The sequence below is a fragment of the Enterobacter sp. IF2SW-B1 genome, from assembly GCF_001743375.1.
Taxonomy (GTDB): Bacteria; Pseudomonadota; Gammaproteobacteria; order Enterobacterales; family Enterobacteriaceae; genus Enterobacter; species Enterobacter bugandensis.
Genome location: NZ_MJAA01000003.1, coordinates 122,194 through 147,858, shown reverse-complemented (window position 1 = coordinate 147,858; position 25,665 = coordinate 122,194). Strand labels below are relative to the sequence as shown.

Genomic DNA, 25,665 nt, shown 5'->3' with positions numbered 1-25,665 from the left:
ATTGCCCGGAAGCCAGGAATGTATGGCTTCAGAATACAATAAATGGGGGCAGATCGTTGATTATCAATTCTTATTTATTGCTATTGCCGTTTTCTCTCCAGTAAGATGAACGACATTGCTGTCAGTCCGGAGTGAGTAAGGTGTATGTCACCCACCATCTATGATATCGCACGGGTTGCGGGCGTATCGAAATCAACCGTTTCCCGCGTTCTGAATAAACAAACGAATATTTCCCCTGAAGCGCGAGACAAAGTGCTTAAGGCGATAGACGAATTAAATTATCAGCCCAACAAACTGGCCCGTGCCCTGACCTCTTCTGGCTTTGATGCCATTATGGTTATTTCGACCCGCTCGACCAAAACTACTGCCGGTAACCCTTTTTTCTCCGATGTTCTTCACGCCATTACGGCAAAAGCGGAAGAGGAAGGGTTTGACGTTATTTTACAAACCTCGAAAAGCAGTGAGGACGATCTGCAGAAGTGCGTGGGAAAAATAAAGCAGAAGATGATCAAAGGGATCATCATGCTGAGTTCACCCGCAAACGAATCTTTTTTTACCACGCTGGACGAATACGGTGTGCCCGTAGTGGTTATTGGAAAAGTAGAAGGTAAATTCCAGAATATTTATTCTGTTGATACGGACAATTTTCACGACAGCGCTATTCTGGTCGATTCGTTTATTAAACATGGGCGAACTAAAATTGCCTGTCTGCATGCCCCGCTCGATTATCACGTTTCTATCGATCGCCTTGCGGGTTATAAATCCAGCCTTGAGAAGCAGGGTATCGCCATTAACCCGGACTGGGTCATTGATGGCGGATATACCCATGAAAGCGCGCTCCAGGCAGCCTGCAAATTACTCTCGTCTGACAACCCGCCCAATGCCGTTTTTGCTACTGACAGTATGAAATTGTTGGGTCTTTATCGTGCTGCGGATGAGTTAAATCTGATGGTTCCCGAGCAGGTTGTTATGGCAGGCTACAGCGATCCGATGCTGTCTCTCGTTTTAACCCCTGCGCCAGGCGGGTTTGATATTCCGACGAGAAAGCTCGGTGAAGAGAGCTGCAACGTGTTGTTTAAGCGTATTGCGGGTAAACCTGCGCCGCATAAGATTTTGGTTGATACGCATTTTTCGGATGCGGCGTCCTTGCGCTAATAACCAGGGGCAATCGCCCCTGGTAAATCATGATCAGAACGCGTAGTTCACGCCGACACCCGCATAGTGGAAGCGATCGCTCTCACCTTCGTCATGGTTTTCCCATTCGTAGGCATATTCCAGCGTCATGGATAAACCGTTGTTAAAATCATAGGCGTACAGCATACCCAGACGGTTGAAATCATGTCCTTCACGCGTCGGATCGTCCTGCCAGTCCCAGTTTGACCAGCGATCGAGTCCCAGACGGGTATAAGGCGTTAACGTCGTCTGGCCTAACGAAATCGGCAGGTAGGCACGAATTTCCTGGGTAGAAAACTCGCCGTTATTACGTGAGCTGTCCATATTGAAGCCGCGCTCTAAATAATAATTTACTTTCGCAGAGAACGTTTCGTTGATGGTCCAGGTAAAACCGGTTTCGGTCTCGACGCGGCTGTCAGAATAACCGGTTTTTTCCAGATCGTTGGCAAACTGATACATGGCAAACCAGCCGCCAAAGCGCCAGTCGTCGGTTAATTTAATATCCCAGTCAGGCTGAACTTTATAGCGCTGCATATTAGCGCTGCCGTCTTTGGCACCGTGTTCATCTTTAAAATGATAACCATAATTGCGGAAGCCACCGGTCAGACCGAACGTAAAATCATCGGTGCCGATAAAGCGATAGCGCAATTCAAATTCCGGGCGATCGAAATAGGTGCCACGCGTCATGCTGCTATAATCAACCGGCCCTTCCTGATACATTGCCAGAGAGATTGTCCAGGCATCCCATGTTGCATTAAACCATACGGAGGGTTCATATAATCCATCTTTATCGTCGCTCTGACCTTCAACGTTTTCAATTTCATACATGGCACCGATATTAAACGCCCACTGCTTTGCGGATTCTGTTGCTTGCGCGCAGCTAACCCCTGCGCACAGAACGAGCGCAGCACTTCTTAGTAGAGTACTCATAAAATATTCCCTTTATAATTAACAAACAAAAAAAACCGGAAATTTGCATTTCCGGCAAACACCTTTCTTATCTAATAGCCGCTTCGGTATCGGCGTCGAAGAAATGGCACTTATTCATATCGAACTGAATGCCGATAGTATCTCCGGCTACGTAGTCATTGGCCGCGCCTGCGCGGACAACCAGTTCATGTCCGCCCACGGTGGCATAAAGCATAAATTCGGCACCGGTAAGCTCAGCGACGCTGACTTTCGCCGCGATATCTTCTCCGCTGCTCTGCAGGGTAAGAATGTCTTCCGGACGGATCCCGAAGACGACCGCTTTACGCTGGTAACCTTGCGCATTCAACTCGGCCAGCTTGTCCTCAGGGATCTCCAGACGCAGCGTTTCCGTTACGAAATAGCGATCGTCGATAGCGCCACGAATGAAGTTCATTGCCGGAGAGCCAATGAACCCTGCGACAAACATATTGGCCGGCTCGTTGTATACCTGCTTCGGCGCACCCACCTGCTGAATGATGCCGTCTTTCAGGATCACGATGCGGGTCGCCATCGTCATGGCTTCCGTCTGGTCGTGCGTAACATAGATCATGGTGGTGTTAAGCTTCTGGTGAAGCTTGCTGATTTCGGCACGCATCTGCACGCGAAGCTTGGCATCGAGGTTGGATAACGGCTCATCCATCAGGAAGACACCCGCTTCGCGAACGATCGCCCTGCCCAGCGCCACGCGCTGGCGCTGACCACCCGATAAAGCGCCAGGTTTACGCTTCAGATATTCGCGTAACCCTAAAATCTGAGCCGCCCAGTTCACGCGTTCTTCAATCACCGCGGGCGCTATTTTTTGCATTTTCAGGCCAAAGGCCATGTTGTCGTAGACCGTCATATGCGGATAAAGCGCATAGTTCTGGAATACCATCGCGATATCACGCGATTTGGCAGGCACGTCATTCATGCACACGCCGTCGATAATCAGTTCACCCGCGCTGATCTCCTCAAGACCGGCAATCATTCGCAGCGTCGTGGATTTACCGCAGCCCGACGGACCGACGAAAACAATAAACTCTTTGTCTTCAATTTCGAGGTTGAAATCCTTAACCACGTGGACCTGGTTATCATAGATTTTCTGAATATGTTTCAGAGAAAGTTGAGCCATAATTTATTCCTTATCAATACGCCCGGGACGCCCAGAATTCTGTCAGGCATTTCCAGGTCAGTTCCCGCGTTGAATGAAGTTGTAATCCCGCATGGTTAAGGCCAGGCCCAATCCCGACCGACAGCATTCCTGCGGCGTTGATTGCTTCAACACCCGCAGCGGCATCTTCAATGCCAATCGCCTCTTCAGGACGCACGTTCAGCCCCGCACAGGCCGCAAGGAAGATCTCCGGGTCCGGCTTTGAACGGCAAATGCGGGAAGCATCAGCGCAAAAATCGAAGGCCTGATGAATGCCCAGCGCGTGCAAAATACCTGGGGCATTGAGCGATACGGATGCCAGCCCAATCTTGACCTTCGCGGCACGGATCTCCGCCAGCACGTCGCGGATCCCCGGCAGCAGAGAATCCTGCGTCAGTGATGCCAGCGACTGGACGTAAAGCGCATTTTTTTTCGTCGCAAACACCAGGCACTGCTCCTCACTAAACATCCCCTCTTTTCCGCCGTGCTTCAGAATGCGCTGGAGGGAATCCATGCGGCTTATCCCCTTAAGCTGTTCGTTAAACACTTCGTCGAAGGTAATGCCAATTTCCTCCGCCACGGCACGCCAGGCCAGAAAGTGAAGATGCGCGGTATCGGTGATCACACCGTCCAAATCGAATACAACAGCCTTAAGCGTCATGTTGCCCCTCCGTGGTAGCGGTCCCATTCACGGACGCAAGAAAATCCTTATACGCGAAGACTTCTCGCTCCGGGATATGTAGCGTTTTGCCCCACAGCGTCAGCGTGGCAGGCGCCGTGGTTTCAATGGTTAACACCTCGTTTTCATACGTGAAGTGCATTGCTGCGTTCCGCCACCGCAGCGGGAAAGCGAGTTTCTGCCAGTGAGCAGGCAGTTTTGGCGCGAGATGCAGTTCCCCTTCAATGATTTGCAGGCCAGCAAATCCCTGAATTGCGCCAGACCAGATCGCACCGGTTGCCGCGGCATGAATGCCCTCATCGCTGCTGTGCGGATCCTCGCCCAAATCAATGGCGATGCCATCGCGCCAGAAGGCATAGGCCCCCTGCGTATCACCGCAGCGCGCGAGCACAATCCCGTGAATGGCCTTGCTCAGGGACGAATCATGGATCGTGCGTGGCTCATAGAACGCCAGATTGGCGGCGCATTGCTGTGGCGTAAACCGTTCTGGCAGCAGGTAGTTAAGCATCACCACATCGGCCTGCTTCAGGATCTGCATCTCGTTCACTTCCGCGCGGGAATAATCGAGCAGAATCGTCTGTTTACCCGCTTTGGCTTTGTAGCGGCTCAGATCGATGGCAGGTTTTGCCATGAAGGAATCATCCTGCGGGATCACACCGTCTGCATCGGCCTCCGGTAGCCATAAGCGCGCCAGGAACTGCGCGGCATTCTCCGTAAAACGCTCATCCTCACGCCCAAACATCGCCATAAACTGGCGCGCGCAGGCAACGTTGTGCCAGGCCAGATAGTTGGTGTAGGCGTTGTTGTTCACGTGCTCGGTATATTCGTCCGGTCCGATCACATCATGGATTTCCAGACGACCATTGACGTCCGTTGCGCGTCCCATCCAGAACAAAGCCGTTTCCATCAGCAGCGTCAGGCCTTCGTTACGCATAAAGGCGTCATCATGCGTCGCCTGCCAGTACGCAACGACGGCCCAGGCAATATCAGCCACGATGTGATGCTCAGCAAGTGCGGAAGCCACCTTCTGGCGTACCCCGGTGCGGATGTTGATTGCCGCGAACTCCGGCGTCTCTTCCTCTCCGCTTGCGGCGCTTTCCCATGGGAACAACGCGCCCGGCCAGCCGTTACGACGGGCTTTTTCCCGTGCGCCAGCCAGATTAAGCCAGCGATAACGCAGCAGGCTGCGGGCAACCTGCGGGCGGGTAAACAGATGGAAAGGCAGCAGGAAAATTTCGGTATCCCAGAAGACGTGGCCTTTATACCCCTCTCCCGTCAGCCCCTTCGCAGCGATACTGCTTCGCTCATCATGGGCAGGCGTCATCGTGGTGAGATGCCAGACGGCATAATCCAGCGCCATCTGATCCTGTTGCTCTGCGGAAGTCACTTCCACCCGGGCATCACGCCAGACCTCTTTCCAGGCATACGCTGAGCTTTCAAGCAATGCGTCGTAACCTCTTGCGGCAGAAACTTTGAGATCGGCCAGCGCGTTGCGCGCAAAAGACTCCTGCGACAGCGCTTTATCGCTGCGATGTGTCACCCAGACGATCTTTTCAAGCGTGACAGTGTCACCCTGAGCAATGGTCAGTGAATGATGTACGCTGAGACGCCGATTTTTGGCGGTGAAACAGCTGTCGCTCTTAGCGGAGAGCTGACAAAACGCCGAAACAACAACTTCAGACGCTCGGTCCTGCGTTTCATACACGCCCTGCATGTAGTGCTGGTCAAAGACCCTGACCGAGATTTCATCCAGATGCTGTCTGCCGCTGTTCGTTTGCGTTGCATCAATGCCGGTTTTCATCACGGCATGCGTGGCGGCATCAAGAGGCGTGATCGCGAGCTGCATAGCCACTAATGGCAACTGGTCCAGCGACACAAAACGACGACTCTCCAGCCGATAGCGCTTGCCGTCGGGCGAACGCCAGACAACGTTACGATGCAGTTCGCCGTTAGCGAAGGCCAGCTCGCGCTGCCACTCAAGAATTTCCCCGGCCAGGAGGGTGAAATTGACGCCGTCCAGCTCTACATCAATACCGGTGATATCCGGCAGATTGACCAGCTCGGTGGTCTCGTTGCGCCCCGCGCGATGATACAGCCCAGCGAGATACATGCCTCTGGTCTGCTGGGTGTACTCTTCTTCATGCGCGGCGCGAATGCCCATGTTGCCATTGCCGCATGCCATGATGGAGGCGTATTTATTCAGGCTGTGTGGACAAAAGCCCGGATCGGTTAATACAGAGACGTTCAGCATAGTGTTACGCTTTCCCCTGTTTCTGCGGATTCATAAAGCGCGCCAACAAGCTGCTGAATTACCAGTCCCTGTTCTGCATCGGCAATCATCACGGGCTCTCCCAGCACGTGACGTACGAAGGCATCCATGCTGCGCAGATGGCGCTGATCGTCCGCCTCTTCGCGCTGGGTAAGGGTTTCTAAAACACCGGCTTCGTCGTTGTAGATGTGCGCCGGGAACAGCGTTGCCCCCGCCTTTTCACCGCAGAAAGAGACGTTCATGATTGACTGCTCGCGAATGTTAAGCGCAAAGGAGGTGTCCAGACGCAAAATGCCGCCGTTGCAGAATTCAATCGTGCCAAACAGCGCATCTTCCACGGTAAATTGCGCAGGATCCCACTCGCCAAACTGACCGGTGCTTTTACGGTTTCCCAGCCTCTGGAAGCTGTGCGCAGTCACCCGTTTTACCGCCGGGAAACCCAGGACATACATTGCGGCGTCGAGCATATGAATGCCGATATCAATAAGCGGTCCACCGCCCTGTAGCGATTTGTTGGTAAAAACGCCCCACCCCGGCACACCGCAGCGACGCAGCGCCTGCGCTGAGGTAAAGTAAACTTCACCGAGCGTTCCGTTCATTACCGCATCGCGCAGGAGTTGGGTATCCAGGGCAAAGCGATGGTGAAAATCATAGGCCAGGACTTTTCCTGCCTTGCGCGCCGCGATGCGCATCTCATCAGCCTGCTGCGGCGTCATCGCCGGGGGCTTTTCGCACATCACATGGCAACCCGCCTCGAGCGACGCCATCACGTGTTCAAAATGGAACCGGTTGGGCGAACAGACGCTCACCACATCCGGTTTTACTGCCTGCAACATCTCGTGAGCGTCCTGCCATGCCGATGGAATAGCATAACGTTCCGCGAACGCCTGTGCCTGCTCAAGGCGGCTGTCCATGACAGCCACCATTTGAACATCACTGCGCGTGGCGTAATACGAGGCATGCACTTTGTCCGCGACCTGCCCGGCGCCAATAATGGCGACGCGCAGAGGCGAAGGTGTAGAAGCACTCATCACGCTCGTCATCCTTAGCATTCACGCAAATAAGTGAGAGAGTCCTGATAAGCCTTAGCCGGATCCTCGGCGCGAACACGGCATTCATACACCACGTATCCCTGATAGTTATCGGCACGCAGCTGATCGAACAGGCTGGCGAAATCGAGGCTGCCGCTGCCCGGCTGATAGCGGTGGTTATCTGCAATGTGAACATGACCCAGCAGATCGCGGTTCTGATGCAGCGCGTCCGTCAGTGAGTCTTCTTCAATGTTCATGTGATAGAAATCACCGATGATCTGCACGTGCTTCAGGCCGTTCTCTTCGATATAACGACGCGCGTCTGCCAGGGTGTTGATCATATGATCCTGGTAACGGTTCAGCGGCTCCAGGTAGACGGTGGTGCCGGTGCGCGCGGCCACCTCATCCAGCCAGCGCAGCGAGGCGCTTACGGCTTTGCGGTCACCGTCCAGGCTGCGTGGAGAGGTCATTGGCGGCAGACGGAAGGTAAACATGCCCCAGGCCGCAGGCACGATAATGCCCTTTCCGCCAACTTCCGCCAGCGCTTCCAGAATGCGTTCGATCTGCTGTAATCCGTTCAGACGGCGTTCTTCGATGAAATCACCGATCCAGCCATCGTACCCGCCACATGCTGTCGTCACCGGCAGGCCCGTGGCTTTGATAGCAGCTTTCACTTCGTCGAGATTTTCCACCAGCAGACGGCCGTCAATTTCGTAGCCATCAAAACCCATCGCTTTGATGTACTCGAATTTTTCCATGATGTTGGTCGGGAAAAAGGCCTGGTTTTGTGTTGCGATCTTCATGATTTGCTGTCCTTAGCTTAAAAAGTGACGCCCATTTTGATACTGAGTTCCGGATGCTGATCGACATACTTCATATAGCTTTCCGGGCTGGTGGTGAAGGTGACGACCGGGTCGATCAGATCTTCACAGTTCAGATAACCGTTCATCAGCAATTCCCAGCAGGTCTCTTCGATACGCTTGCGGCTCCAGCGCGGATAGTCCGGGTTCGGTTCACTGCAGGCGCGGGAGAAGACAATCTTCGCGTTGTTAAAGTGCGCTTCGCGGCCCAGGTTGAAGCCTGCCGCAAACGGTTTGGCGAAGGCCACGTAGGAGATGGTGCCGCCGTAGGCGAGCCCGCGCAGCGCGGACTGCAATGCATCTGCAAAGCCGCTGGTTTCTATGATCACGTCCGCGCCCTGCTTGCCGGTCAGCTTTTTAATTTCCAGACCGACATCGGTACCGATTGGATTCAGGCAGTGGTCCGCGCCGTGACGGCGAGCGATCTCACAGCGGTGTTCAATCGGATCAACGCCGATAACCACTGACGCACCGGCTTTTTTCGCCAGCTGAATCGCAATCTGTCCGATGGCTCCCAGACCGACCACGACAACAAAGTCACCCACACGGACGTTGGCATCTCGCACGCCGCTCATGGCGAACTGCGCCGGATCGTAGCAAACGGCATTCTTCCAGGACGCGCCCTGCGGCATTTTACGCAGCTTATAGTTGTTCACCGCGTTAACGATGACCGTCTCCTGCAGCGGGCCGTAGCAGCAGACGCTGTCGCCGATCTGGTATTCCGTTACGTCTGCACCGCATTCAATAATGTCGCCAACGATCATGTTGCCCAGCTGGAACTTACCGAATTCGATACCGCGTGCAGCGCCCTCTTCACGCGGCGTGAACATCTGCCACTCTGCGTTGAACTCTTCATCAATAAACGGGCTTGCCGCGCGGAAATCCACGACTTCCGTTCCGTGCTTCGGGGCGCCAAAGCGGGCGCGAATTTTCACTTCATGTGCTTCCACAGCACGGTCTTCATACTCCACCAGCGCCGCTACGCGTGGCGCTGTCGCAACTAACTTCTTCATAACTTGCTCCTGATAAAAAATTGGCCGCCTTAGCCCTTGACGCCACCGGCGGTCAAACCACTTTTAATAAAACGTTCAGAGAGTGCGTACATGATGACCACCGGAAGCGCCGTCACCAGCGATGCCGCCATCATGCGACCCCAGATATAATCTGGCGTACTAAAGAGCGTGTTCAGCCCGACCGGCAGGGTAAAGTTGCTGGCGCTGGACAGGAAAATGGAGGCAAACAGGTAGTCGTTCCATGCCACCATGAAGCAGTAAACAAACACCGACACGAGACCGGAAATGGCCAGCGGCACGGTAATGCGGAAGATGATTTGCAGGCGGTTCAGACCATCCATCATCGCGGCCTCTTCTATTTCGTCCGGAATGGTGTCGAAATAGCTGCGCAGCATGAATACCGCCGTAGGCAACGTCTGGGTCACCATGGTGATGATCAGCGCCAGTTCAGTGTCGTAAATGCCGAGCGCAGTGATGATTTTGAACAGCGGCACCACCAGCAAAATCCCGGAGAACATATAGACGGTGTAGAAGCTCGCGTTGATCGTCGCGCGTCCTTTAAAACGCAGCTTGGACAAGGCGTAAGCGCCCAGCGTGCCGAGAAACACCGCAATTACCGATGACGTCAGCGACACCACCATGCTGTTGCGGAAATAATCCACGAAAGGGAAAATTAGCGGGTTAAAGATGTCAACGTAATGCTGAAGCGTCCACGCCTGCGGCAGAATAGTCGGATTCAGCGATATGGCCTCTTTCGCGCTCTTGAATGACGTCATCAGCATCACGAAGAACGGGAACAGCGTGATAATCAGAAATACCACCAGCCCCAGATAGAAACCAATACGGCCCAGTATGCGTTTATTTGTTGCCATTGAGGTTTACCCTTTTTCTGGTCAGCAGAATGACGGCGAAGATGATCACAAACAGCACAACAGAAATGGCGGCTGCTTTGCCCAGATCGTTGAATGCAAAGGCAGTTTTATAGAGATACACGCCCAGAATATCGACCTTCGTGGTCAGCAGATAAACATCCGCAAACATGTAGAACATCCAGATGGTTCGCAGCGTCACCACCGTTGCCAGTACAGGCATGATGGCGGGCAACGTGACGATACGGAAACGCTGCCAGGCGTTGGCTCCGTCCATCTCTGCCGCTTCATACAGCGATTTATCAATGGTCTGCAAAATTGCCAGGAATGAGATAAAGGCATACGGGAAGTAGCGCCAGATGGCGAACAGCACCACCAGCACGAAGCTGCTGCCAGGGTTGTCGAACCAGAGCGGCGCCTGGTCATACAGATGCAGCAGATCGACGCCCAGATAGTTCACAATGCCGTAGCCGTTGTTGAACATGTATTTCCAGGCAAATACCAGGGAAATAGAGGGCGTCACGTAGGATAAAATCACCAGCGAACGCGCCGTCTTCCGGAGACGAAACTCACGGTTAAAGAAGATGGCGACGGCAAGCCCCAGCCCGGTGCTGCCGAGCACGACCAGCGCCGTATACCAGAACGTCATCCACAGCGAGTGCCAGAACGCAGCATCCCCCAGAATGCGGATGTAGTTATCCAGGCCAACAAACACCGCATCAATACGCGGGTTAAGCGGCAGACGTAAGAAACTGATTTCAATATTGGAAATCATTGGCCAGGCCACCAGGCCCCCCAGCAAAATCAGGCTGGGGGCCAACAGCAGCATGGCGAAAGGCATATCTGAACGACCAGAAAACAACGTCTTCATAATTTCCTTCCGCAGAGCGCTCCTATCGTTGTGAAATCAGGTCAGTCAGTCGCGTCTGGCTCTTGCTAAGCGTTGCGCTGAGATCTTGTTTACCCACGGTGACGTTATGCACCATGGAGCTGATAATGCCGGACCCTGTCACATCGCCCATGCGCGTGAAGTTTTTGTCGCCGACAGCACCAAACACCTGTACGTTCGGGAATTGGGCGATCAGTTCATAAGGCAGTTGCCCAAACGCTTTAATCACCTCGTTGTTTTTCCAGGTATCCGTTCCTACGACCAGCGTGTTCACCGGCAGCGCCGCGCCCGGCGACATCATGACCCAGTCGGTTGCGTTTTGAGCCTGCTCCATCCACGTCACAAACTTTTCAGCCGCTTGCGTTTCTTCTTCGGTTTGTCCGCTGGTGATCGTCAACGAGGTGACCATGCCATAAACGGCAGAGGACTTTTCTGTCGGGACAACGAAGCCAAGGTTGGCAGGGTTACCATCCTGGAATACCGCCGGCAGGATGTAGGTGGAATAGACGGCCATCGGTGCAGAACCGTTCATGAAGGCATCTTTGATCTCCATGACGTCGTTCGAGCCCGGCATGGTGGTCGCGGCCAGCGCTTTATAGAACTCAAGCGCTTTCGCCATTTCAGGGGTGTCAATTTCAACGTTTCCGTTGGCATCAAAAACGTTCGCGCCGCCGGAAAGCGCAAACTGGGAGAACGCCTGCTCGGTCATGACGCTTTCCGCGGTGGGCAGCGCAATACCGTAATGTTTGTTGGCCGGGTCGTTAAGCTTCTGGCTGGCTTTCAGCAGCTGTTCCCAGTTATGCGGTTCCTGAATACCCGCAGCGGCAAGCACATCTTTGTGATACCAGACGCCGGACAGCCAGGCGCTCATCGGCACCCCTGTCCAGGCTGTGCCGTCTTCAGTACGCACAACGCGCAGGATCCCATCATAGAAGGTCTTTTCGCCTACCGCTTCAATGGCTTCACCGATAGCCTTGCGATCCAGCAGTTGTTCCTTATCCATGACTTTCGCGTAATCATGGCTGACTTCAATCACTTCAGGCAGCGCGCCCGTTCTGGCGAGCGTAATCACTTTGGTGTTGTAGGCATCTTCTTCCACCGGCACCTGCTTCACCGTAATGCCGGGGTTTTCTTTCTCGAATTTTTCGATCAGTTTCGTAATAACCGCCTGGCGCTCCTGCTCTACTGACGAGTGCATGAACTCAATGGTCACAGCAGACGCTTTATCATCTTTACAGCCTGATAACAGGGCGCACGAAACCAGTGCTGATAACAGCACAATTTTGGGCATTTTCATTTTAGGGTCCTTTTATTTTTCTTTAATCCACATAACCTGCCATGGATTGAGGGTCAGCTCTTTAGCGCTAACAGCTTGTCCTGATAGTAATTCCATACCAGTAAGCGTGTCCCCATAAACGGTATGAACGTTATTACTAAAATTAAACAGGGCTGTAATTCTCTCACCGTTTTCAGCCACGCGAACAATTTTAAGAATTTGTTCATCCAGTGATTCAAAAAATGCCTGGGCATCAGGGTGAAACGCACTTTCCCCACGACGAATCGCAATAAACTCGCTTAAACGGGAATAAATTTTATGACGAATGCTATTTTTATTATTAAGTTCGAGATCAACCTGACCTGCGGTATATTTCTTGCGGTTTATCGCGCGGTTATAGCCGAGGCGCTCGACCCCTTCATAATCGTTACGGGAGCCAAGAATACTTTGAATATACACGGCAGGTACACCTGGGAAACTTAACAGCACCGCATGCGCCAGAATAAAGCGCGCAATGCGCTCATCATCTGAACTGTTTTGCGCGCTTAACGCGTCAAGATAGGTCACATTAATTTCGTAAGGACTGCGCGTACCGTCAGGATTATTTTTCCAGTTGACCAGCGCCCCTTCCTGCTGAAGTTTCTCAACCAGTGCGAGGATTTCTGATTCCGGCAGAATGCCGCGCAGTGGGTTCAGACCGATACCGTCATGAGACGCCAGGAAATTGAACCAGGTTGTTTTTGTTGAAGGCAGCGCCAGCGATCCCGCCCACTGACAGAGAGCGTTAACATCCTGACGGTGCACTGCATGCAGCACCAGCGGCGGCAAGGAGAACTGGTAGACCATCTGGGCTTCATTTTCACCGTCACCGAAATAAGAGATATTGTCCTTATGCGGAACGTTCGTCTCAGTAATGATCACGGTACCCGGCGCCACGGCCTCGGTAATAGCACGGAAAAGCTGGATAAGGCAGTGAGTCTGTTCCAGATGGATACAGCTTGTTCCAGGGATCTTCCACATAAATCCGACGGCGTCCAGACGGATATAACGCGCCCCTTTCGCCAGGTAATGGAGCAGCACGTCAACCATCGCAATCAGCACCTGAGGCGAGGCGAAGTTGAGATCGATCTGGTCATCGCTGAAGGTGGTCCAAAGATGACGCACGCTGCCATCATGCAGCGTAAACGGCGTCAACAACGGTAATGCGCGAGGACGCGTCACCGCAGATAAATCAGTTTCAGGATCGACAGCAATAAAGAAATCTTCGTAGCCAGGTTTCTGCGCAAGATAATTAGCAAACCATTCACTTTTTGCTGACATATGGTTGCAGACGAAATCAAACATTAAGCTGGCAGACTGTTTTAAATCACCAACGTCTTGCCAGGTCCCGGTTTCAGGCGCAACGTTGTGGTAATCAATAACGGAAAATCCGTCATCAGAGGACCACGGATAAAAAGGTAAAAGGTGGACATGGGAAAACGTGCGAGCAAGCCACTCATTATAAAAGCGGGTAAATACCGGCAACGCTTTCTCCCCTTTCGCGGAGAACTGATCGGCGTAAGTGATCAGAACGACATCTTTTTCATCCCATCCTGATTTACGCTTTTCTGTAATATCAACAGCAGCTTGTTCAAGCTTTGTTAATAACACTTTAAAATGTGCTTCAGAAAATGATTCACCGTAAATATGATTGATAAGTTTTTTAATTTTTGCGTTCACATTATTTTCCATGGTAGCGGTCCCACGAAGGGCAATCTACTCCCCTGAAAAATATCTGTCAACGAACCGGGAGGCTGAAAAACGCAATTACAAAGCAGCTCTGTGCAGTAATGTGAGCTGCCGCAAAGAAAGTGAGGGAAAGGGATGAAATGTCGTTAGCCCTTCCGGGGAGAGAAAGGGCTAACGCGAGCGTGAATTATCGGGATAAGTAACGGCGTGACAGCCGCTTTGCCGCTTTTTGCAACAGAGGTTCAAGCGCCACGGCCAGCAACATTCTGACCGGCTTACGGGCAACAGATTTGATCGCCCAGCCCGCCACACCTGCCGGGCCGTAACGTAACGCCGTCATCAGAACCAGTTTACCTGCGATTTTCAGGCCGGGTTTTACCTTCTGACCGGCCTGTTGCCAGTTTTTCTTCATGTATATTCTCTCTTAAAGCTGACGAAAACGACTTCTCAGCGTAAAGGTATCGGATGTGACATAGCGTTCCATTTCACGTAACCGCTTCTCCCCTTCAGCCAGCCGATCGTCAACCGCATTGAGAAGATCGTTACTGGTAGGCGCGCCTTCCGCAGCCAGTTCGCCTTCCGGCATCGGGTCAAGTACAAACGACAGCACGATGTAGGCCACGAAAGTGATAAACGCCAGGCCGAAAAATATCGACAGCACCGTGACCACACGAACCAGCTTTACCGGAACGTCGAGATAATGGGCCAGCCCGGCGCAAACGCCGCGCACCATGCCCTGCTGTGGAATTCGCCACAATTTTTTGTTCAGATTCAGTCCTGACATTAACGGTCCCTCCAGTTAGGATGTTCTGCATCCAGGATTGCTTCCAGCGCCTGAATGCGATCGCGCATCTTGTTAGCCTGGTCGGTAAGCTGCGCAAGACGTTGTTGTTCACTCTGGGATAAATCGTTCCCTGAAGAACGGTTGCTGTAGTGCAGCCATAGCCAAATCGGCAAAACAAACAGCACGAAAATCGTCAGGGGAATGGCCAGGAAAAGCGCGCTCATGTGTACTCCTTGTCGTCGGATGCTTAGCGGCACGCTCAGGTGCCGCAACATTATTATTGGTTATCTTGCTTCATTTTGGCTTTCAATGCCGCCAGCTGCTCGCTGATTTCATCGTCCGCTTTCAGATCGGCAAACTGTTGATCCAGCGACTTTTGCTTACCGATGCCGTGGCTCTCTGCTTCCGCTTCCATCTGGTCGATACGACGCTCGAATGACTCAAAACGCGCCATGGCCTCATCCAGCTTGCCACTGTCCAGCTGACGACGCACGTCGCGGGAAGAGCTTGCCGCCTGATGACGCAGGGTTAGCGCCTGCTGACGCGCGCGGGTTTCGCTCAGTTTATTTTCGAGCTCACCAATCTCTTTTTTCATGCGGGTGAGCGTGTCTTCCACCAGCGTGACTTCATGCTCCAGCGTAGCGATCATGTCCGCCAGCTTCTGCTTTTCAATTAACGCTGCGCGAGCAAGATCTTCTTTATCTTTGCGTAGGGCGAGTTCCGCCTTTTCCTGCCATTCATTGAGCTGAGCGGTGGCCTGCTCGATACGGCGCGTTAACTGCTTTTTCTCAGCCAGCGCACGGGCGGAGGTAGAACGCACTTCAACCAGCGTGTCTTCCATCTCCTGAATCATCAGGCGCACCAGCTTCTGCGGATCTTCTGCTTTCTCCAGCAGTGAGTTGATGTTGGCGTTCACGATGTCGGCAAAACGAGAAAAAATACCCATAATCAAATCCTCATAGTTCTGTTATCGGGCTATGCCCTGCTGTACTGATAATACAATTCCCGTGCCAGTTTTTTATCTTATTGATTTTACACGATGTGATTGATTTTTATTCACCACAGAACTATGCTGACCTGGTGAATATCGCTAAGGAGTGGTTAATTTCATCATGGCTCAATACAAAGATAACTTACTCGGCGAAGCCAACAGCTTTCTTGAGGTACTGGAACAGGTTTCTCGCCTTGCGCCGCTCAACAAACCGGTACTCATTATCGGCGAGCGCGGCACGGGTAAGGAACTGATTGCTAACCGTCTGCACTATTTATCCGGACGCTGGGACGGCCCCTTCATTTCTCTAAACTGTGCGGCGCTGAATGAAAACCTGCTCGATACCGAGCTGTTCGGCCACGAGGCGGGCGCGTTTACCGGCGCTCAGAAGCGCCATCCGGGACGTTTTGAGCGCGCCGACGGCGGCACCCTGTTCCTTGATGAACTCGCCACCGCGCCGATGCTGGTGCAGGAAAAGCTGCTACGCGTGATTGAGTATGGTGAACTGGAGCGCGTCGGCGGCAGCCAGCCGCTGCAGGTTAACGTGCGCCTGGTCTGCGCCACCAACGCCAATCTGCCGGAGATGGTCGCGGAGGAGAAATTCCGTGCCGATCTGCTTGACCGCCTGGCCTTTGACGTCGTTCAGCTTCCGCCCCTGCGCGACAGGAGAAGCGACATCATGTTGCTTGCTCAACAATTTGCGATTCAGATGTGCCGCGAGCTCGGTCTCCCTCTTTTCCCCGGCTTCAGCGATCATGCGCGGGAGACGCTTCTGGCCTACCGCTGGCCGGGAAATATCCGCGAACTGAAGAACGTTGTGGAGCGTTCTGTTTACCGCCACGGCAGCAGCGAGACGGAGCTGGATAATATCATTATCGATCCTTTTCAGCGCAATGCGCCGCCGGTTTCCTCCCCGTCATCGTCAGGCGATACTCCCGCGCTGCCCCTTGATTTGCGCCAGTTCCAGCACGAGCAGGAGCAACAGCTGCTGGAGCAAAGCCTGAAGGCGGCGAAATATAACCAGAAACGCGCGGCCGAACTCCTGGGCCTGACCTACCATCAGTTACGGGCATTGCTTAAAAAACATCAAATGCGCTGACAATATCGGCACTTACCCGCAGACATTTTTACGAAGCAGGCGTAAGTGCGATACACTTTGCAGATCGAACCTAAAAACCTTAAAAATTATGCGTCTGGTTTTATCGTCCTTTTTTGCACTCGGTCTGTTCAGCGGCCTGGCGTTTGCTGCGCCCGGGCAGTCAACGCAGCCTGACATTCGTGACAGCGGCTTCGTCTATTGCGTCAGTGGCCAGGTGGACACCTTCAACCCGCAAAAAGCGGGCAGCGGCCTGATTGTGGATACGCTCGCCGCGCAGCTTTACGACCGTCTGCTTGATGTCGACCCGTACACCTATCGCCTGGTGCCTGAACTTGCGGAAAGCTGGGAAGTCCTGGATAACGGTGCAACCTACCGTTTTCGCCTGCGCGATGATGTCGCGTTTCAGCGTACGCCGTGGTTTACCCCTACGCGCAAGCTGAACGCGGATGACGTGGTCTTCACCTTCCAGCGTATCTTTAACCGTAACCACCCGTGGCATAACGTTAACGGGGATAATTTCCCCTATTTCGACAGCCTGCAGTTTGCCGACACCGTTAAAAGCGTGCGCAAGCTGGACAGCCGGACGGTTGAATTTACGCTGACGCGCCCGGATGCCTCCTTCCTCTGGCACCTGGCGACCCACTATGCGTCCGTTATGTCCGCCGAATACGCGGCGAAGCTGACGAAAAAAGATCGTCAGGAGCTGCTCGACCGCCAGCCGGTGGGTACCGGTCCATTCCAGCTGGCCGAATACCGCGCGGGGCAATATATTCGCCTGCAGCGCCACGAACATTTCTGGCGCGGTACGCCGCTGATGCCGCAGGTGGTGGTCGATCTCGGGTCTGGCGGAACGGGACGGCTCTCGAAACTGCTCACAGGGGAATGCGACGTGCTCGCCTGGCCCGCTGCCAGCCAGCTCACCATTTTGCGCGACGATCCGCGTCTGCGTCTGACGTTACGCCCGGGGATGAACATCGCTTATCTGGCCTTTAACACCGATAAGCCGCCGCTGAACAACCCTGCCGTACGTCACGCTCTGGCGCTGGCGATCAACAACCAGCGTCTGATGCAGTCGATCTACTACGGCACGGCGGAAACCGCCGCCTCAATTTTACCGCGCGCCTCGTGGGCCTACGACGGTGAGGCTAAAATTACGGAATACAATCCGGCAAAAGCGCGTGAACAACTGAAAGCGCTGGGCGCGGAAAACCTGACGCTCCAGCTTTGGGTGCCCACCAGCTCCCAGGCGTGGAACCCGAGCCCGCTGAAAACCGCTGAACTGCTGCAGGCGGATATGGCGCAGGTGGGCGTCAAGGTGATCATCGTACCGGTTGAGGGCCGTTTCCAGGAGGCGCGCCTGATGGATATGAATCACGACCTCACCCTGACAGGCTGGGCTACCGACAGTAACGATCCGGACAGCTTCTTCCGGCCACTGCTGAGCTGTGCTGCGATAAATTCGCAGACCAACTACGCCCACTGGTGTAACCGGGAGTTCGACGCCGTGCTGCAAAAAGCGCTCTCTTCCCAACAGCTGGCCTCGCGCATTGACGCTTACGATGAAGCGCAAAAGATACTCGCTCAGGAACTGCCGGTGCTTCCGCTGGCCTCTTCCCTGCGCCTTCAGGCCTACCGCTATGATATTAAAGGCCTGGTGCTGAGCCCGTTCGGCAACGCCTCGTTCGCCGGCGTATCGCGTGAAAAAGAACAAGAGGTGAAAAAACCATGATTATTTTTACCTTGCGTCGGCTCCTTTTACTGCTGGTGACGCTCTTTTTCCTGAACTTTGTCGGCTTCAGCCTGAGCTATTTCACGCCGCATGCCCCGCTACAGGGCTCATCGCTGTGGGATGCCTGGCTGTTCTGGTTTAACGGTCTGCTGCACTGGGATTTCGGCGTGTCGAGCATAAACGGGCAGCTTATCTCCGAGCAGCTGAAGGAGGTTTTCCCGGCCACGATGGAGCTGTGCATTCTGGCCTTCGGCTTTGCCCTGATGGTAGGTATTCCCGTGGGCATGCTGGCCGGGATCTACCGCAACAAATGGCAGGATAAGTTTATCAGCGCCCTTGCCCTGCTCGGCTTCTCTATCCCGGTATTCTGGCTGGCGCTGCTACTGACGCTGTTCTTCTCGCTGACGATGGGTTGGCTACCGGTCTCTGGCCGTTTTGACCTGCTCTATACGGTTAAAACGGTAACGGGTTTTGCCATCATTGACGCCTGGCTGTCCGATTCCGTCTGGCGCCATGAGATGATCGTCAGCGCCCTGCGTCATATGGTACTGCCGGTGCTGACGCTGGCGGTTGCGCCGACAACCGAGGTGATCCGCCTGATGCGCCTGAGCACCATCGAGGTGTTTGAGCAGAACTATGTCAAAGCTGCCGCCACGCGCGGATTGTCGCGCCTGACCATATTGCGCCGCAACGTCCTGCACAACGCTCTGCCGCCGGTAATTCCGCGCCTGGGGCTGCAGTTTTCCACCATGCTTACGCTGGCTATGATCACCGAGATGGTCTTTAGCTGGCCCGGGCTGGGACGCTGGCTGATTAACGCCATCCGTCAGCAGGATTATGCTGCTATCTCAGCGGGTGTGATGGTGATTGGTTCGCTGGTCATTATTGTTAACGTGTTGTCCGATATTTTGGGTGCGATGGCTAACCCATTGAAGCATAAGGAATGGTATGCCTTACGATAACGTTTACAGTGAAAAGCGCACGCCCGGTGCGCTGCGTACCGTGTGGCGTAAGTTCTATGGTGACACCACGGCAATGATCGGCCTTTATGGCTGCGCCGGTCTGGTATTGCTTTGCCTCTTTGGTTCGTGGTTTGCGCCTTATGGCATCGATCAGCAGTTCCTTGGCTATCAGCTGCTGCCGCCTTCCTGGTCACGCTACGGCGAAGTCTCATTCTTCCTCGGCACTGACGATCTCGGACGCGACGTATTGAGCCGTCTGTTAAGCGGGGCTGCCCCGACGGTGGGCGGCGCGTTTGTCGTGACGCTCGCGGCGACGCTCTGTGGACTGGCGCTCGGTATTTTCGCGGGCTCCACGCATGGCCTGCGCTCGGCGGTGCTGAACCACATTCTGGACACGCTGCTGTCGATTCCGTCCCTGCTGCTGGCAATCATTGTGGTTGCCTTTGCCGGTCCGCATCTGTCGCATGCCATGTTCGCCGTCTGGCTGGCTATCCTCCCCCGCATCGTGCGCTCGGTTTACAGCATGGTGCATGACGAGCTGGAAAAAGAGTATGTCGTTGCGGCCCGTCTGGACGGCGCGACGACCTTCAATATTCTGTGGTTTGCCGTTCTGCCAAACATCGCCGCCGGGCTGGTCACCGAGATCACCCGTGCGCTGTCGATGGCGATCCTGGACATCGCTGCGCTCGGGTTCCTCGACCTCGGTGCGCAGCTGCCGTCCCCTGAATGGGGTGCGATGCTCGGTGACGCGCTGGAATTGATCTACGTGGCGCCGTGGACGGTTATGCTGCCGGGGGCGGCGATTATGGTAAGCGTGTTGCTGATCAACCTGCTGGGCGATGGTATTCGCCGTGCAATTAACGCGGGGGTGCAATAATGCCGCTTCTTGATATTCGCAACCTCACCATTGAATTCAAAACCGGTGAAGGCTGGGTTAAAGCCGTCGATCGCATCAGCATTACTCTCGCCGAGGGCGAGATTCGCGGGCTGGTGGGTGAATCTGGTTCAGGAAAAAGCCTGATCGCCAAAGCGATCTGCGGCGTGGCGAAAGACAACTGGCGCGTGACCGCTGACCGCATGCGGTTCGACGATATAGACCTGCTGCGCCTCTCTCCGCGCGAGCGTCGCAAGCTGGTCGGCCATAACGTCTCGATGATTTTCCAGGAGCCACAGTCCTGCCTCGATCCGTCCGAGCGCGTAGGCAAACAGCTGATGCAGAACATTCCCGGCTGGACTTATAAAGGCCGCTGGTGGCAGCGTTTCGGCTGGCGCAAGCGCCGCGCCATTGAGCTATTACACCGCGTCGGGATCAAAGACCATAAAGACGCGATGCGCAGCTTCCCGTATGAGCTGACCGACGGTGAATGCCAGAAGGTGATGATTGCCATCGCCCTGGCTAATCAGCCGCGTTTGCTGATTGCGGATGAACCCACCAACGCGATGGAGCCGACCACCCAGGCACAAATTTTCCGCCTGCTGTCGCGCCTGAACCAGAACAATAACACCACCATTTTGCTGATCAGCCATGACCTGCAAATGCTCAGCAAATGGGCGGATAAAATTGACGTAATGTACTGCGGGCAAACGGTCGAAACTGCCCCGAGTGAGGAGCTGATCGCCGCGCCGCACCATCCATATACGCAGGCGCTTATCCGCGCCATTCCTGATTTTGGCAGCGCCATGCCGCACAAGAGCCGTCTGAATACCCTGCCCGGAGCGATTCCGCTGCTGGAATCGTTGCCGATAGGCTGTCGTCTGGGGCCGCGTTGTCCGTATGCTCAGCGTAAATGTATCGAGACGCCGCGCCTGACCGGCGCCAAAAATCATCTTTACGCCTGTCATTTCCCGCTGAACATGGAGAGAGAGTGAAATGGTCGAAACCTTGCTGGAAGTCCGCAATCTGAGTAAGACCTTTCGCTATCGCACGGGGCTGTTTCATCGTCAGACTGTCGAAGCGGTTAAGCCGCTGAGTTTTACCCTGCGTGAAAAACAGACGCTGGCGATCATCGGCGAAAACGGCTCCGGTAAATCCACGCTGGCGAAAATGCTTGCCGGCATGGTCGAGCCCACTGCTGGAGAAGTGTTGATTGACGATCATCCTCTGCAGTTTGGCGATTACTCTTTCCGCAGCCAGCGCATCCGCATGATCTTTCAGGATCCGTCTACCTCGCTTAATCCACGCCAGCGCATTTCGCAGATCCTTGATTTCCCTCTGCGTCTGAATACCGAACTGGAGCCAGAGGCGCGCCGCAAGCGTATCTTCGAAACGCTGCGTATGGTTGGGTTGTTACCGGATCACGAAAGCTACTACCCGCATATGCTGGCTCCCGGTCAGAAACAGCGTCTGGGTCTGGCCCGCGCGTTGATTCTGCGCCCGAAAGTGATCGTTGCAGACGAAGCGCTTGCCTCGCTGGATATGTCGATGCGCTCGCAGCTGATTAACCTGATGCTCGAATTACAGGAAAAGCAGGGTATCTCCTACATCTACGTCACCCAGCATCTGGGGATGATGAAGCACATCAGCGATCAGGTAATGGTCATGCACCAGGGGGAAGTCGTCGAGCGCGGCAGCACGGCGGATGTGATGGCCTCCCCGCTTCATGAGCTGACGAAAAGGCTGATTGCCGGGCATTTCGGTGAAGCATTGACCGCCGATGCGTGGAGAAAAGACCGTTAAGCGCGGCGGTAAACACGGATTGCTCCGCTCAAATAAGGATTAAATAGCCTGCGTGCGCTATTTAATCCTTTTATTTTTTGTCTCCATCCCTGCTCCATATTTTTAGCAATATCCATCAATAGTTCTTCTCCAGAATAACGGAACATTACGGAGGAGAAGAAATGAACACCACCACATATGTTCTAAAATATACGGAGTATCTCATCAGAAAATGCCGTTCATATTTCATGACGGACCTCAATTTTCATACTGCAAAACTCAAAAAGACATCAGGCATAACCCCTGACATTAAATCACCCACTACGTTGAGTGAAAAAATATGTCATCGCCTGGTCTATGACCATAATAATCTCTACACAATGCTTGCCGATAAACTCGCCGTCCGCGAATACGTTGCGTCCAGAACAACGCGAGTAAAGGTGGTGCCTTTGATTGGTGTATACCGCAGGTTTTCGCATATCGATTTTTCAATACTGCCCGATCAATTCGTCCTTAAGTGCAATCATGACAGTGGAAGCACAATAATCTGTACAAACAAAAACCAGTTCAATTACCGACAGGCCCGTAAAAAGCTCACTCTCGCATTAAAGAAGAATTTGTATTACACCACGCGCGAGTGGCAGTACAAAAATATTACACCCGTTATACTGTGTGAGCCCTATGTCGATCTTTTCAATAATGCGGACAGGAACAGCACGCCGGAAATGCTGCGAATTCACTGTTTTCACGGCGTCGCACACTATGTTGAGGCCGATTTTACAGATGACCGCGGCAGAGAATTTATCAACGTTTACGACCGACACTGGAATTTACAGCCCTTCCAGATGGAATATCCTAATACGCCGGTCGCGCCCGGCGAGCCGAAATTGTTCCGTGAGGCTCTGCTGGCCGCTCAGGAGCTGGCGAAGGGTCTTGACTACTGCCGCGTTGACCTTATGTTGAAAAGCGATGAAATTTACTTCAGTGAAATAACCTTAAGCCCAAAACGGGGCAAACTGCGAATTACCCCTCTGGAATGGGATACAAAGTTAGGCGATATATGGCAGTTGCCGCTATCGGCGGGCAGGCCAGGCTGACCTGCCGCCAGGGCTCAGGCATCGGGCCAGGTCAGTTTGAACAGGGAGTGGTTTTGCTTCGATAAGGTATACGTTACATCGCCACCATGAGCCAGCATGATGGCTTTTACCACCGATAAGCCTAAACCACATCCTTCAGGATTCACATCTCTGGCACCATTATCCCGCTGGAAGGGTTGAAATAAGAAATCATGAAATTCCCTGGGGATGCCCGGCCCGCCATCCTCAATAAGGATATAATTGCCTTTATCAGAGATGCCATTTTTTACGATGAGTTTCCGCGAAGTTGAATAATGTAATGCGTTGTCAAACAGAACGGCCAGACACTGATTGATGCGCAACGGATCGAACACGCATCGCTGTTCCCTCAACTCTGTTTTAATTACAAACTGATTGTGCTTGAACTCGGGCATGAAAGTATCAAGCGCATCCTGGATTGTGCGTTTGAGGTCCGTTCTGGATTTATACAGCGTATAACCCGCCCCGCCGTCAGAGCTGATCACCCGAAGATCTTCAATCAAACGGGTTAACCCCTCAGTCTGCTTGAGAAGATTATTAAAAAGCAGCGGATCCGGCTCAAAAACGCCGTCAACCAGCCCCTGAAGCCGCCCGCGTAAAATCGTGACCGGGGTTCTCAGCTCATGGGCAATCGCGGCGTTCCAGGATTTCCTCTGAATATCCAGCGTCTGGAGTTTTTCCGCCATTTCATTGAAATCCGTGACCAGATGATTGACCTCTCCCAGACGGGAGCTGGCGCAATAAGCACGGGCATCCAGCTGGCCCTGAGAAATTTTTCTCAGGCTGGACGCTACCGCATTTAACGGGGTGAGTATTCGTGAAGAAAGTTTTATCGTTAAAAATATCGCGATTATCAGACTGATTGTTGTCGCGGTCCCGATCCACACCCAGTCCCACATCGTCATTTGCTCGTCATCGCCCTCAACGGCACCGCCGGGGAGGTGATCGAGAATAAAAGAGTAAAAAAACCAGGAGCCCAGTACCGCAATGGCAATGATCATAAACGTCAGCAGCAGCATATACGTTAAGATCTGCCGACTCAGGACAGAATCTCTGTTCATTTTTTCTCCCCGAGTCGATAGCCCATCCCCCTGATGCTCTCAGGAACGCCATAAAGGCCTGCAAGCTCCAGCTTTTTACGCAGCTTGCTCATATGGCTGTCTACCGTTCTGTCGAGCGTATCGCCTTCCGGCAGACACGCGTTAAGTAACTCTTCCCGGGAACAGACCTTTCGCGGGTATCTCACCAGGTAAGTAAGAAGTTTAAATTCCGTCGTCGTTAATACTGGGGAGACTACCTCTTCGCCCACGGTGACCTCAACGTAGAAATCGTCCGGGTAGACCGTAATAAAAGGCGTCCTGAGAGGCACGGCACCCGCCTGCTGAAGAGCGGGTCTGGTTCTGCGCAGCACGGCTTCAACCCGCGCGACCACTTCGGAAGGGTTGAAAGGTTTGATGACGTAATCATCCGCGCCAAGCCTAAGCCCCATCAGCTTATCCACGTCCTGATCGAGTGCGGACACCATAATGACGGGCACAGAACTTTCCTGACGGAGCGTCGTGAGTACGCTCCAGCCATCGCATACGGGCAGATGGATATCCAGCAAGATAAGATCCGGTTTATGGAGCCGATTAAGCGCTATCGCCTGCTCGCCCTGCCGGGCTCTCAGCGTTTTCATCCCAGAACGCTCTAAGTAACTCATCAGTATATCGGCAATTTCGTTTTCATCTTCAACAACAAGGATTAGAGTATTTTTGTTCATTTTATCTCCGCGGGTGAAATCCCTTTGAGCACGCTATCAGATATCTTTAGCACAATAAGACACAGGCTCCGGGAAAAAGTGCCGTGGCCGCGAAAATTTCCTGGGTTAATTTAAGTTCCCGGCAATTTCTCCATACAGCCTACACATTCAGTCAATAAAGACTCGACAATGTCAGTCCACAATAGTTATTCGGAGTTAAACCGTCTTTCGTTTAACGTGGTAAATACCCCTGTCGCTTAAAGGCTTTCTGAATTTGGCTGAGATAATGAGCATGGAACTTTCGAAATACTTCTCTCCTAAAAAAATCGGCATATTTTCTCTCTTCCTGCTGCTATCGTGGGGATTACTTTATACCTGGCTGGTATTGATGCATATAATGGATGAGAAAGTCGCCGCAACGCTACTCTCTTCCCCCATGATCTATGGCTGCATTGCCTTGTCGGTTGTCTCTCTGATAATACAAAACAAAGCAGGCGCGTTTACTGAATTACTTCTCATCGCCTTCTGGCTAATGGTGATTTTTGTTTATCTCATTATTACGTTCACTGTGCTGCTGAACGCTACGCCAGATTTTAACGATTTGGTGTTTTACTATGAGTGTTATTTAATTCTCTTTTTTGGCGGTTCACCGTTGTACCTCATCGTGAGAATGATTTAAACAACCGCGTTGTTTCGCTCCATA

General features: G+C 53.3%; 26 protein-coding genes. 9 read left to right on the top strand and 17 right to left on the bottom strand.

All coding sequences use genetic code 11. From position 1 onward, the window contains the following. The first annotated feature begins 144 nt into the window (after positions 1-144). Entirely contained in the window at positions 145-1,155 is a 1,011-nt protein-coding gene (locus A6013_RS08360; protein WP_041909694.1) for a LacI family DNA-binding transcriptional regulator, read from the top strand. A 33-nt stretch (positions 1,156-1,188) separates the two neighbouring features. On the opposite strand, the gene A6013_RS08355 is transcribed toward A6013_RS08360, so the two are convergent. The 15 genes from A6013_RS08355 to pspA form a co-directional block, all read right to left on the bottom strand. After that, positions 1,189-2,103: an OmpG family monomeric porin gene (locus A6013_RS08355; protein ID WP_048959131.1), complete on the bottom strand. Its 915-nt coding sequence runs from the start codon at positions 2,101-2,103 to the stop codon at positions 1,189-1,191. 67 nt (positions 2,104-2,170) lie between these two features. After that, positions 2,171-3,253 (bottom strand): ABC transporter ATP-binding protein, encoded by a 1,083-nt coding sequence (locus tag A6013_RS08350; RefSeq protein WP_041909689.1) that lies wholly within the window; start codon positions 3,251-3,253, stop codon positions 2,171-2,173. A gap of 13 nt (positions 3,254-3,266) precedes the next feature. Continuing rightward, positions 3,267-3,932 (bottom strand): beta-phosphoglucomutase, encoded by a 666-nt coding sequence (pgmB, locus tag A6013_RS08345; protein WP_069732855.1) that lies wholly within the window; start codon positions 3,930-3,932, stop codon positions 3,267-3,269. Then, a complete protein-coding gene (locus A6013_RS08340) occupies positions 3,922-6,201 on the bottom strand; it encodes a glycoside hydrolase family 65 protein (RefSeq protein WP_069732854.1) in 2,280 nt (759 codons plus the stop codon). The genes pgmB and A6013_RS08340 overlap by 11 nt, the downstream gene beginning before the upstream one ends. After that, entirely contained in the window at positions 6,195-7,253 is a 1,059-nt protein-coding gene (locus A6013_RS08335; protein ID WP_102863694.1) for a Gfo/Idh/MocA family protein, read from the bottom strand. Before A6013_RS08335 ends, A6013_RS08340 begins: the two co-directional genes overlap by 7 nt. 11 nt (positions 7,254-7,264) lie before the next feature. Further along, the gene (locus tag A6013_RS08330) at positions 7,265-8,053 is read right to left on the bottom strand and encodes a sugar phosphate isomerase/epimerase (protein WP_045260650.1); all 789 of its coding nucleotides are present in this window, start codon (positions 8,051-8,053) and stop codon (positions 7,265-7,267) included. A gap of 17 nt (positions 8,054-8,070) precedes the next feature. After that, entirely contained in the window at positions 8,071-9,123 is a 1,053-nt protein-coding gene (locus tag A6013_RS08325; protein WP_041909681.1) for a zinc-binding alcohol dehydrogenase, read from the bottom strand. Between the two features lie 29 nt (positions 9,124-9,152). Continuing rightward, positions 9,153-9,995, bottom strand: a complete 843-nt coding sequence (locus A6013_RS08320) for a carbohydrate ABC transporter permease (protein WP_045630526.1) — start codon at positions 9,993-9,995, stop codon at positions 9,153-9,155. Next, complete coding sequence (locus A6013_RS08315) at positions 9,982-10,863, bottom strand: carbohydrate ABC transporter permease (protein WP_028013373.1); 882 nt, start codon at positions 10,861-10,863, stop codon at positions 9,982-9,984. Before A6013_RS08315 ends, A6013_RS08320 begins: the two co-directional genes overlap by 14 nt. A 22-nt stretch (positions 10,864-10,885) precedes the next feature. Then, complete coding sequence (locus tag A6013_RS08310) at positions 10,886-12,178, bottom strand: ABC transporter substrate-binding protein (protein ID WP_028013374.1); 1,293 nt, start codon at positions 12,176-12,178, stop codon at positions 10,886-10,888. A 12-nt stretch (positions 12,179-12,190) separates the two neighbouring features. Beyond that, positions 12,191-13,888 (bottom strand): sugar phosphorylase, encoded by a 1,698-nt coding sequence (locus A6013_RS08305; protein WP_069732853.1) that lies wholly within the window; start codon positions 13,886-13,888, stop codon positions 12,191-12,193. Positions 13,889-14,072: 184 nt separating this feature from the next. Further along, complete coding sequence (pspD, locus tag A6013_RS08300; protein ID WP_028013376.1) at positions 14,073-14,297, bottom strand: phage shock protein PspD; 225 nt, start codon at positions 14,295-14,297, stop codon at positions 14,073-14,075. A 12-nt stretch (positions 14,298-14,309) separates the two neighbouring features. Beyond that, positions 14,310-14,669, bottom strand: a complete 360-nt coding sequence (gene pspC / locus A6013_RS08295; RefSeq protein ID WP_028013377.1) for an envelope stress response membrane protein PspC — start codon at positions 14,667-14,669, stop codon at positions 14,310-14,312. After that, on the bottom strand, positions 14,669-14,893 hold the full coding sequence (pspB, locus tag A6013_RS08290; protein WP_028013378.1) for an envelope stress response membrane protein PspB: 225 nt from the start codon (positions 14,891-14,893) through the stop codon (positions 14,669-14,671). The genes pspC and pspB overlap by 1 nt, the downstream gene beginning before the upstream one ends. A gap of 53 nt (positions 14,894-14,946) precedes the next feature. Continuing rightward, complete coding sequence (gene pspA, locus A6013_RS08285) at positions 14,947-15,615, bottom strand: phage shock protein PspA (RefSeq protein WP_028013379.1); 669 nt, start codon at positions 15,613-15,615, stop codon at positions 14,947-14,949. Between the two features lie 151 nt (positions 15,616-15,766). Here pspA and pspF point away from each other — a divergent pair, with 151 nt between their 5' ends. From pspF to A6013_RS08250, 7 genes are all read left to right on the top strand, one after another. Then, the gene (gene pspF / locus A6013_RS08280; protein ID WP_162497080.1) at positions 15,767-16,759 is read left to right on the top strand and encodes a phage shock protein operon transcriptional activator; all 993 of its coding nucleotides are present in this window, start codon (positions 15,767-15,769) and stop codon (positions 16,757-16,759) included. Between the two features lie 88 nt (positions 16,760-16,847). Continuing rightward, entirely contained in the window at positions 16,848-18,488 is a 1,641-nt protein-coding gene (gene sapA / locus A6013_RS08275; protein ID WP_028013381.1) for an ABC transporter substrate-binding protein SapA, read from the top strand. Beyond that, positions 18,485-19,450 (top strand): putrescine export ABC transporter permease SapB, encoded by a 966-nt coding sequence (gene sapB / locus A6013_RS08270; RefSeq protein WP_041909670.1) that lies wholly within the window; start codon positions 18,485-18,487, stop codon positions 19,448-19,450. The genes sapA and sapB overlap by 4 nt, the downstream gene beginning before the upstream one ends. Continuing rightward, on the top strand, positions 19,437-20,327 hold the full coding sequence (gene sapC / locus A6013_RS08265) for a putrescine export ABC transporter permease SapC (RefSeq protein ID WP_028013383.1): 891 nt from the start codon (positions 19,437-19,439) through the stop codon (positions 20,325-20,327). Before sapB ends, sapC begins: the two co-directional genes overlap by 14 nt. Beyond that, positions 20,327-21,319 (top strand): putrescine export ABC transporter ATP-binding protein SapD, encoded by a 993-nt coding sequence (gene sapD / locus A6013_RS08260; RefSeq protein WP_028013384.1) that lies wholly within the window; start codon positions 20,327-20,329, stop codon positions 21,317-21,319. The genes sapC and sapD overlap by 1 nt, the downstream gene beginning before the upstream one ends. 1 nt (position 21,320) lies before the next feature. Beyond that, entirely contained in the window at positions 21,321-22,127 is an 807-nt protein-coding gene (gene sapF / locus A6013_RS08255; RefSeq protein WP_028013385.1) for a putrescine export ABC transporter ATP-binding protein SapF, read from the top strand. 161 nt (positions 22,128-22,288) lie between these two features. Further along, on the top strand, positions 22,289-23,203 hold the full coding sequence (locus tag A6013_RS08250; protein ID WP_069732852.1) for an ATP-grasp fold amidoligase family protein: 915 nt from the start codon (positions 22,289-22,291) through the stop codon (positions 23,201-23,203). 14 nt (positions 23,204-23,217) lie between these two features. Here the strand turns inward: A6013_RS08250 and A6013_RS08245 are convergent, their stop codons facing one another. Together A6013_RS08245 and A6013_RS08240 are read right to left on the bottom strand one after the other, a co-directional pair. After that, a complete protein-coding gene (locus A6013_RS08245; RefSeq protein ID WP_069732851.1) occupies positions 23,218-24,282 on the bottom strand; it encodes an ATP-binding protein in 1,065 nt (354 codons plus the stop codon). Continuing rightward, the gene (locus tag A6013_RS08240; RefSeq protein ID WP_028013388.1) at positions 24,279-24,983 is read right to left on the bottom strand and encodes a response regulator; all 705 of its coding nucleotides are present in this window, start codon (positions 24,981-24,983) and stop codon (positions 24,279-24,281) included. Before A6013_RS08240 ends, A6013_RS08245 begins: the two co-directional genes overlap by 4 nt. A 271-nt stretch (positions 24,984-25,254) precedes the next feature. Between A6013_RS08240 and A6013_RS08235 the strand changes: the two genes are divergently transcribed. Continuing rightward, positions 25,255-25,641 carry a hypothetical protein gene (locus A6013_RS08235; protein ID WP_028013389.1) on the top strand — a complete coding sequence of 129 codons (387 nt, stop codon included), beginning with the start codon at positions 25,255-25,257 and terminating at the stop codon, positions 25,639-25,641. The last annotated feature ends 24 nt before the right edge of the window (positions 25,642-25,665 follow it).

Bases quoted from the DNA above. Each gene is read 5' to 3' on its own strand.
- A6013_RS08360 (WP_041909694.1), top strand. From the start codon at position 145: ATGTCACCCACCATCTATGATATCGCACGGGTTGCGGGCGTATCGAAA.
- A6013_RS08355 (WP_048959131.1), bottom strand. From the start codon at position 2,103: ATGAGTACTCTACTAAGAAGTGCTGCGCTCGTTCTGTGCGCAGGGGTT.
- A6013_RS08350 (WP_041909689.1), bottom strand. From the start codon at position 3,253: ATGGCTCAACTTTCTCTGAAACATATTCAGAAAATCTATGATAACCAG.
- pgmB (WP_069732855.1), bottom strand. From the start codon at position 3,932: ATGACGCTTAAGGCTGTTGTATTCGATTTGGACGGTGTGATCACCGAT.
- A6013_RS08340 (WP_069732854.1), bottom strand. From the start codon at position 6,201: ATGCTGAACGTCTCTGTATTAACCGATCCGGGCTTTTGTCCACACAGC.
- A6013_RS08330 (WP_045260650.1), bottom strand. From the start codon at position 8,053: ATGAAGATCGCAACACAAAACCAGGCCTTTTTCCCGACCAACATCATG.
- A6013_RS08325 (WP_041909681.1), bottom strand. From the start codon at position 9,123: ATGAAGAAGTTAGTTGCGACAGCGCCACGCGTAGCGGCGCTGGTGGAG.
- A6013_RS08320 (WP_045630526.1), bottom strand. From the start codon at position 9,995: ATGGCAACAAATAAACGCATACTGGGCCGTATTGGTTTCTATCTGGGG.
- A6013_RS08315 (WP_028013373.1), bottom strand. From the start codon at position 10,863: ATGAAGACGTTGTTTTCTGGTCGTTCAGATATGCCTTTCGCCATGCTG.
- A6013_RS08310 (WP_028013374.1), bottom strand. From the start codon at position 12,178: ATGAAAATGCCCAAAATTGTGCTGTTATCAGCACTGGTTTCGTGCGCC.
- A6013_RS08305 (WP_069732853.1), bottom strand. From the start codon at position 13,888: ATGGAAAATAATGTGAACGCAAAAATTAAAAAACTTATCAATCATATT.
- pspD (WP_028013376.1), bottom strand. From the start codon at position 14,297: ATGAAGAAAAACTGGCAACAGGCCGGTCAGAAGGTAAAACCCGGCCTG.
- pspC (WP_028013377.1), bottom strand. From the start codon at position 14,669: ATGTCAGGACTGAATCTGAACAAAAAATTGTGGCGAATTCCACAGCAG.
- pspB (WP_028013378.1), bottom strand. From the start codon at position 14,893: ATGAGCGCGCTTTTCCTGGCCATTCCCCTGACGATTTTCGTGCTGTTT.
- pspA (WP_028013379.1), bottom strand. From the start codon at position 15,615: ATGGGTATTTTTTCTCGTTTTGCCGACATCGTGAACGCCAACATCAAC.
- sapA (WP_028013381.1), top strand. From the start codon at position 16,848: ATGCGTCTGGTTTTATCGTCCTTTTTTGCACTCGGTCTGTTCAGCGGC.
- sapB (WP_041909670.1), top strand. From the start codon at position 18,485: ATGATTATTTTTACCTTGCGTCGGCTCCTTTTACTGCTGGTGACGCTC.
- sapC (WP_028013383.1), top strand. From the start codon at position 19,437: ATGCCTTACGATAACGTTTACAGTGAAAAGCGCACGCCCGGTGCGCTG.
- sapD (WP_028013384.1), top strand. From the start codon at position 20,327: ATGCCGCTTCTTGATATTCGCAACCTCACCATTGAATTCAAAACCGGT.
- sapF (WP_028013385.1), top strand. From the start codon at position 21,321: ATGGTCGAAACCTTGCTGGAAGTCCGCAATCTGAGTAAGACCTTTCGC.
- A6013_RS08250 (WP_069732852.1), top strand. From the start codon at position 22,289: ATGAACACCACCACATATGTTCTAAAATATACGGAGTATCTCATCAGA.
- A6013_RS08245 (WP_069732851.1), bottom strand. From the start codon at position 24,282: ATGAACAGAGATTCTGTCCTGAGTCGGCAGATCTTAACGTATATGCTG.
- A6013_RS08240 (WP_028013388.1), bottom strand. From the start codon at position 24,983: ATGAACAAAAATACTCTAATCCTTGTTGTTGAAGATGAAAACGAAATT.
- A6013_RS08235 (WP_028013389.1), top strand. From the start codon at position 25,255: ATGGAACTTTCGAAATACTTCTCTCCTAAAAAAATCGGCATATTTTCT.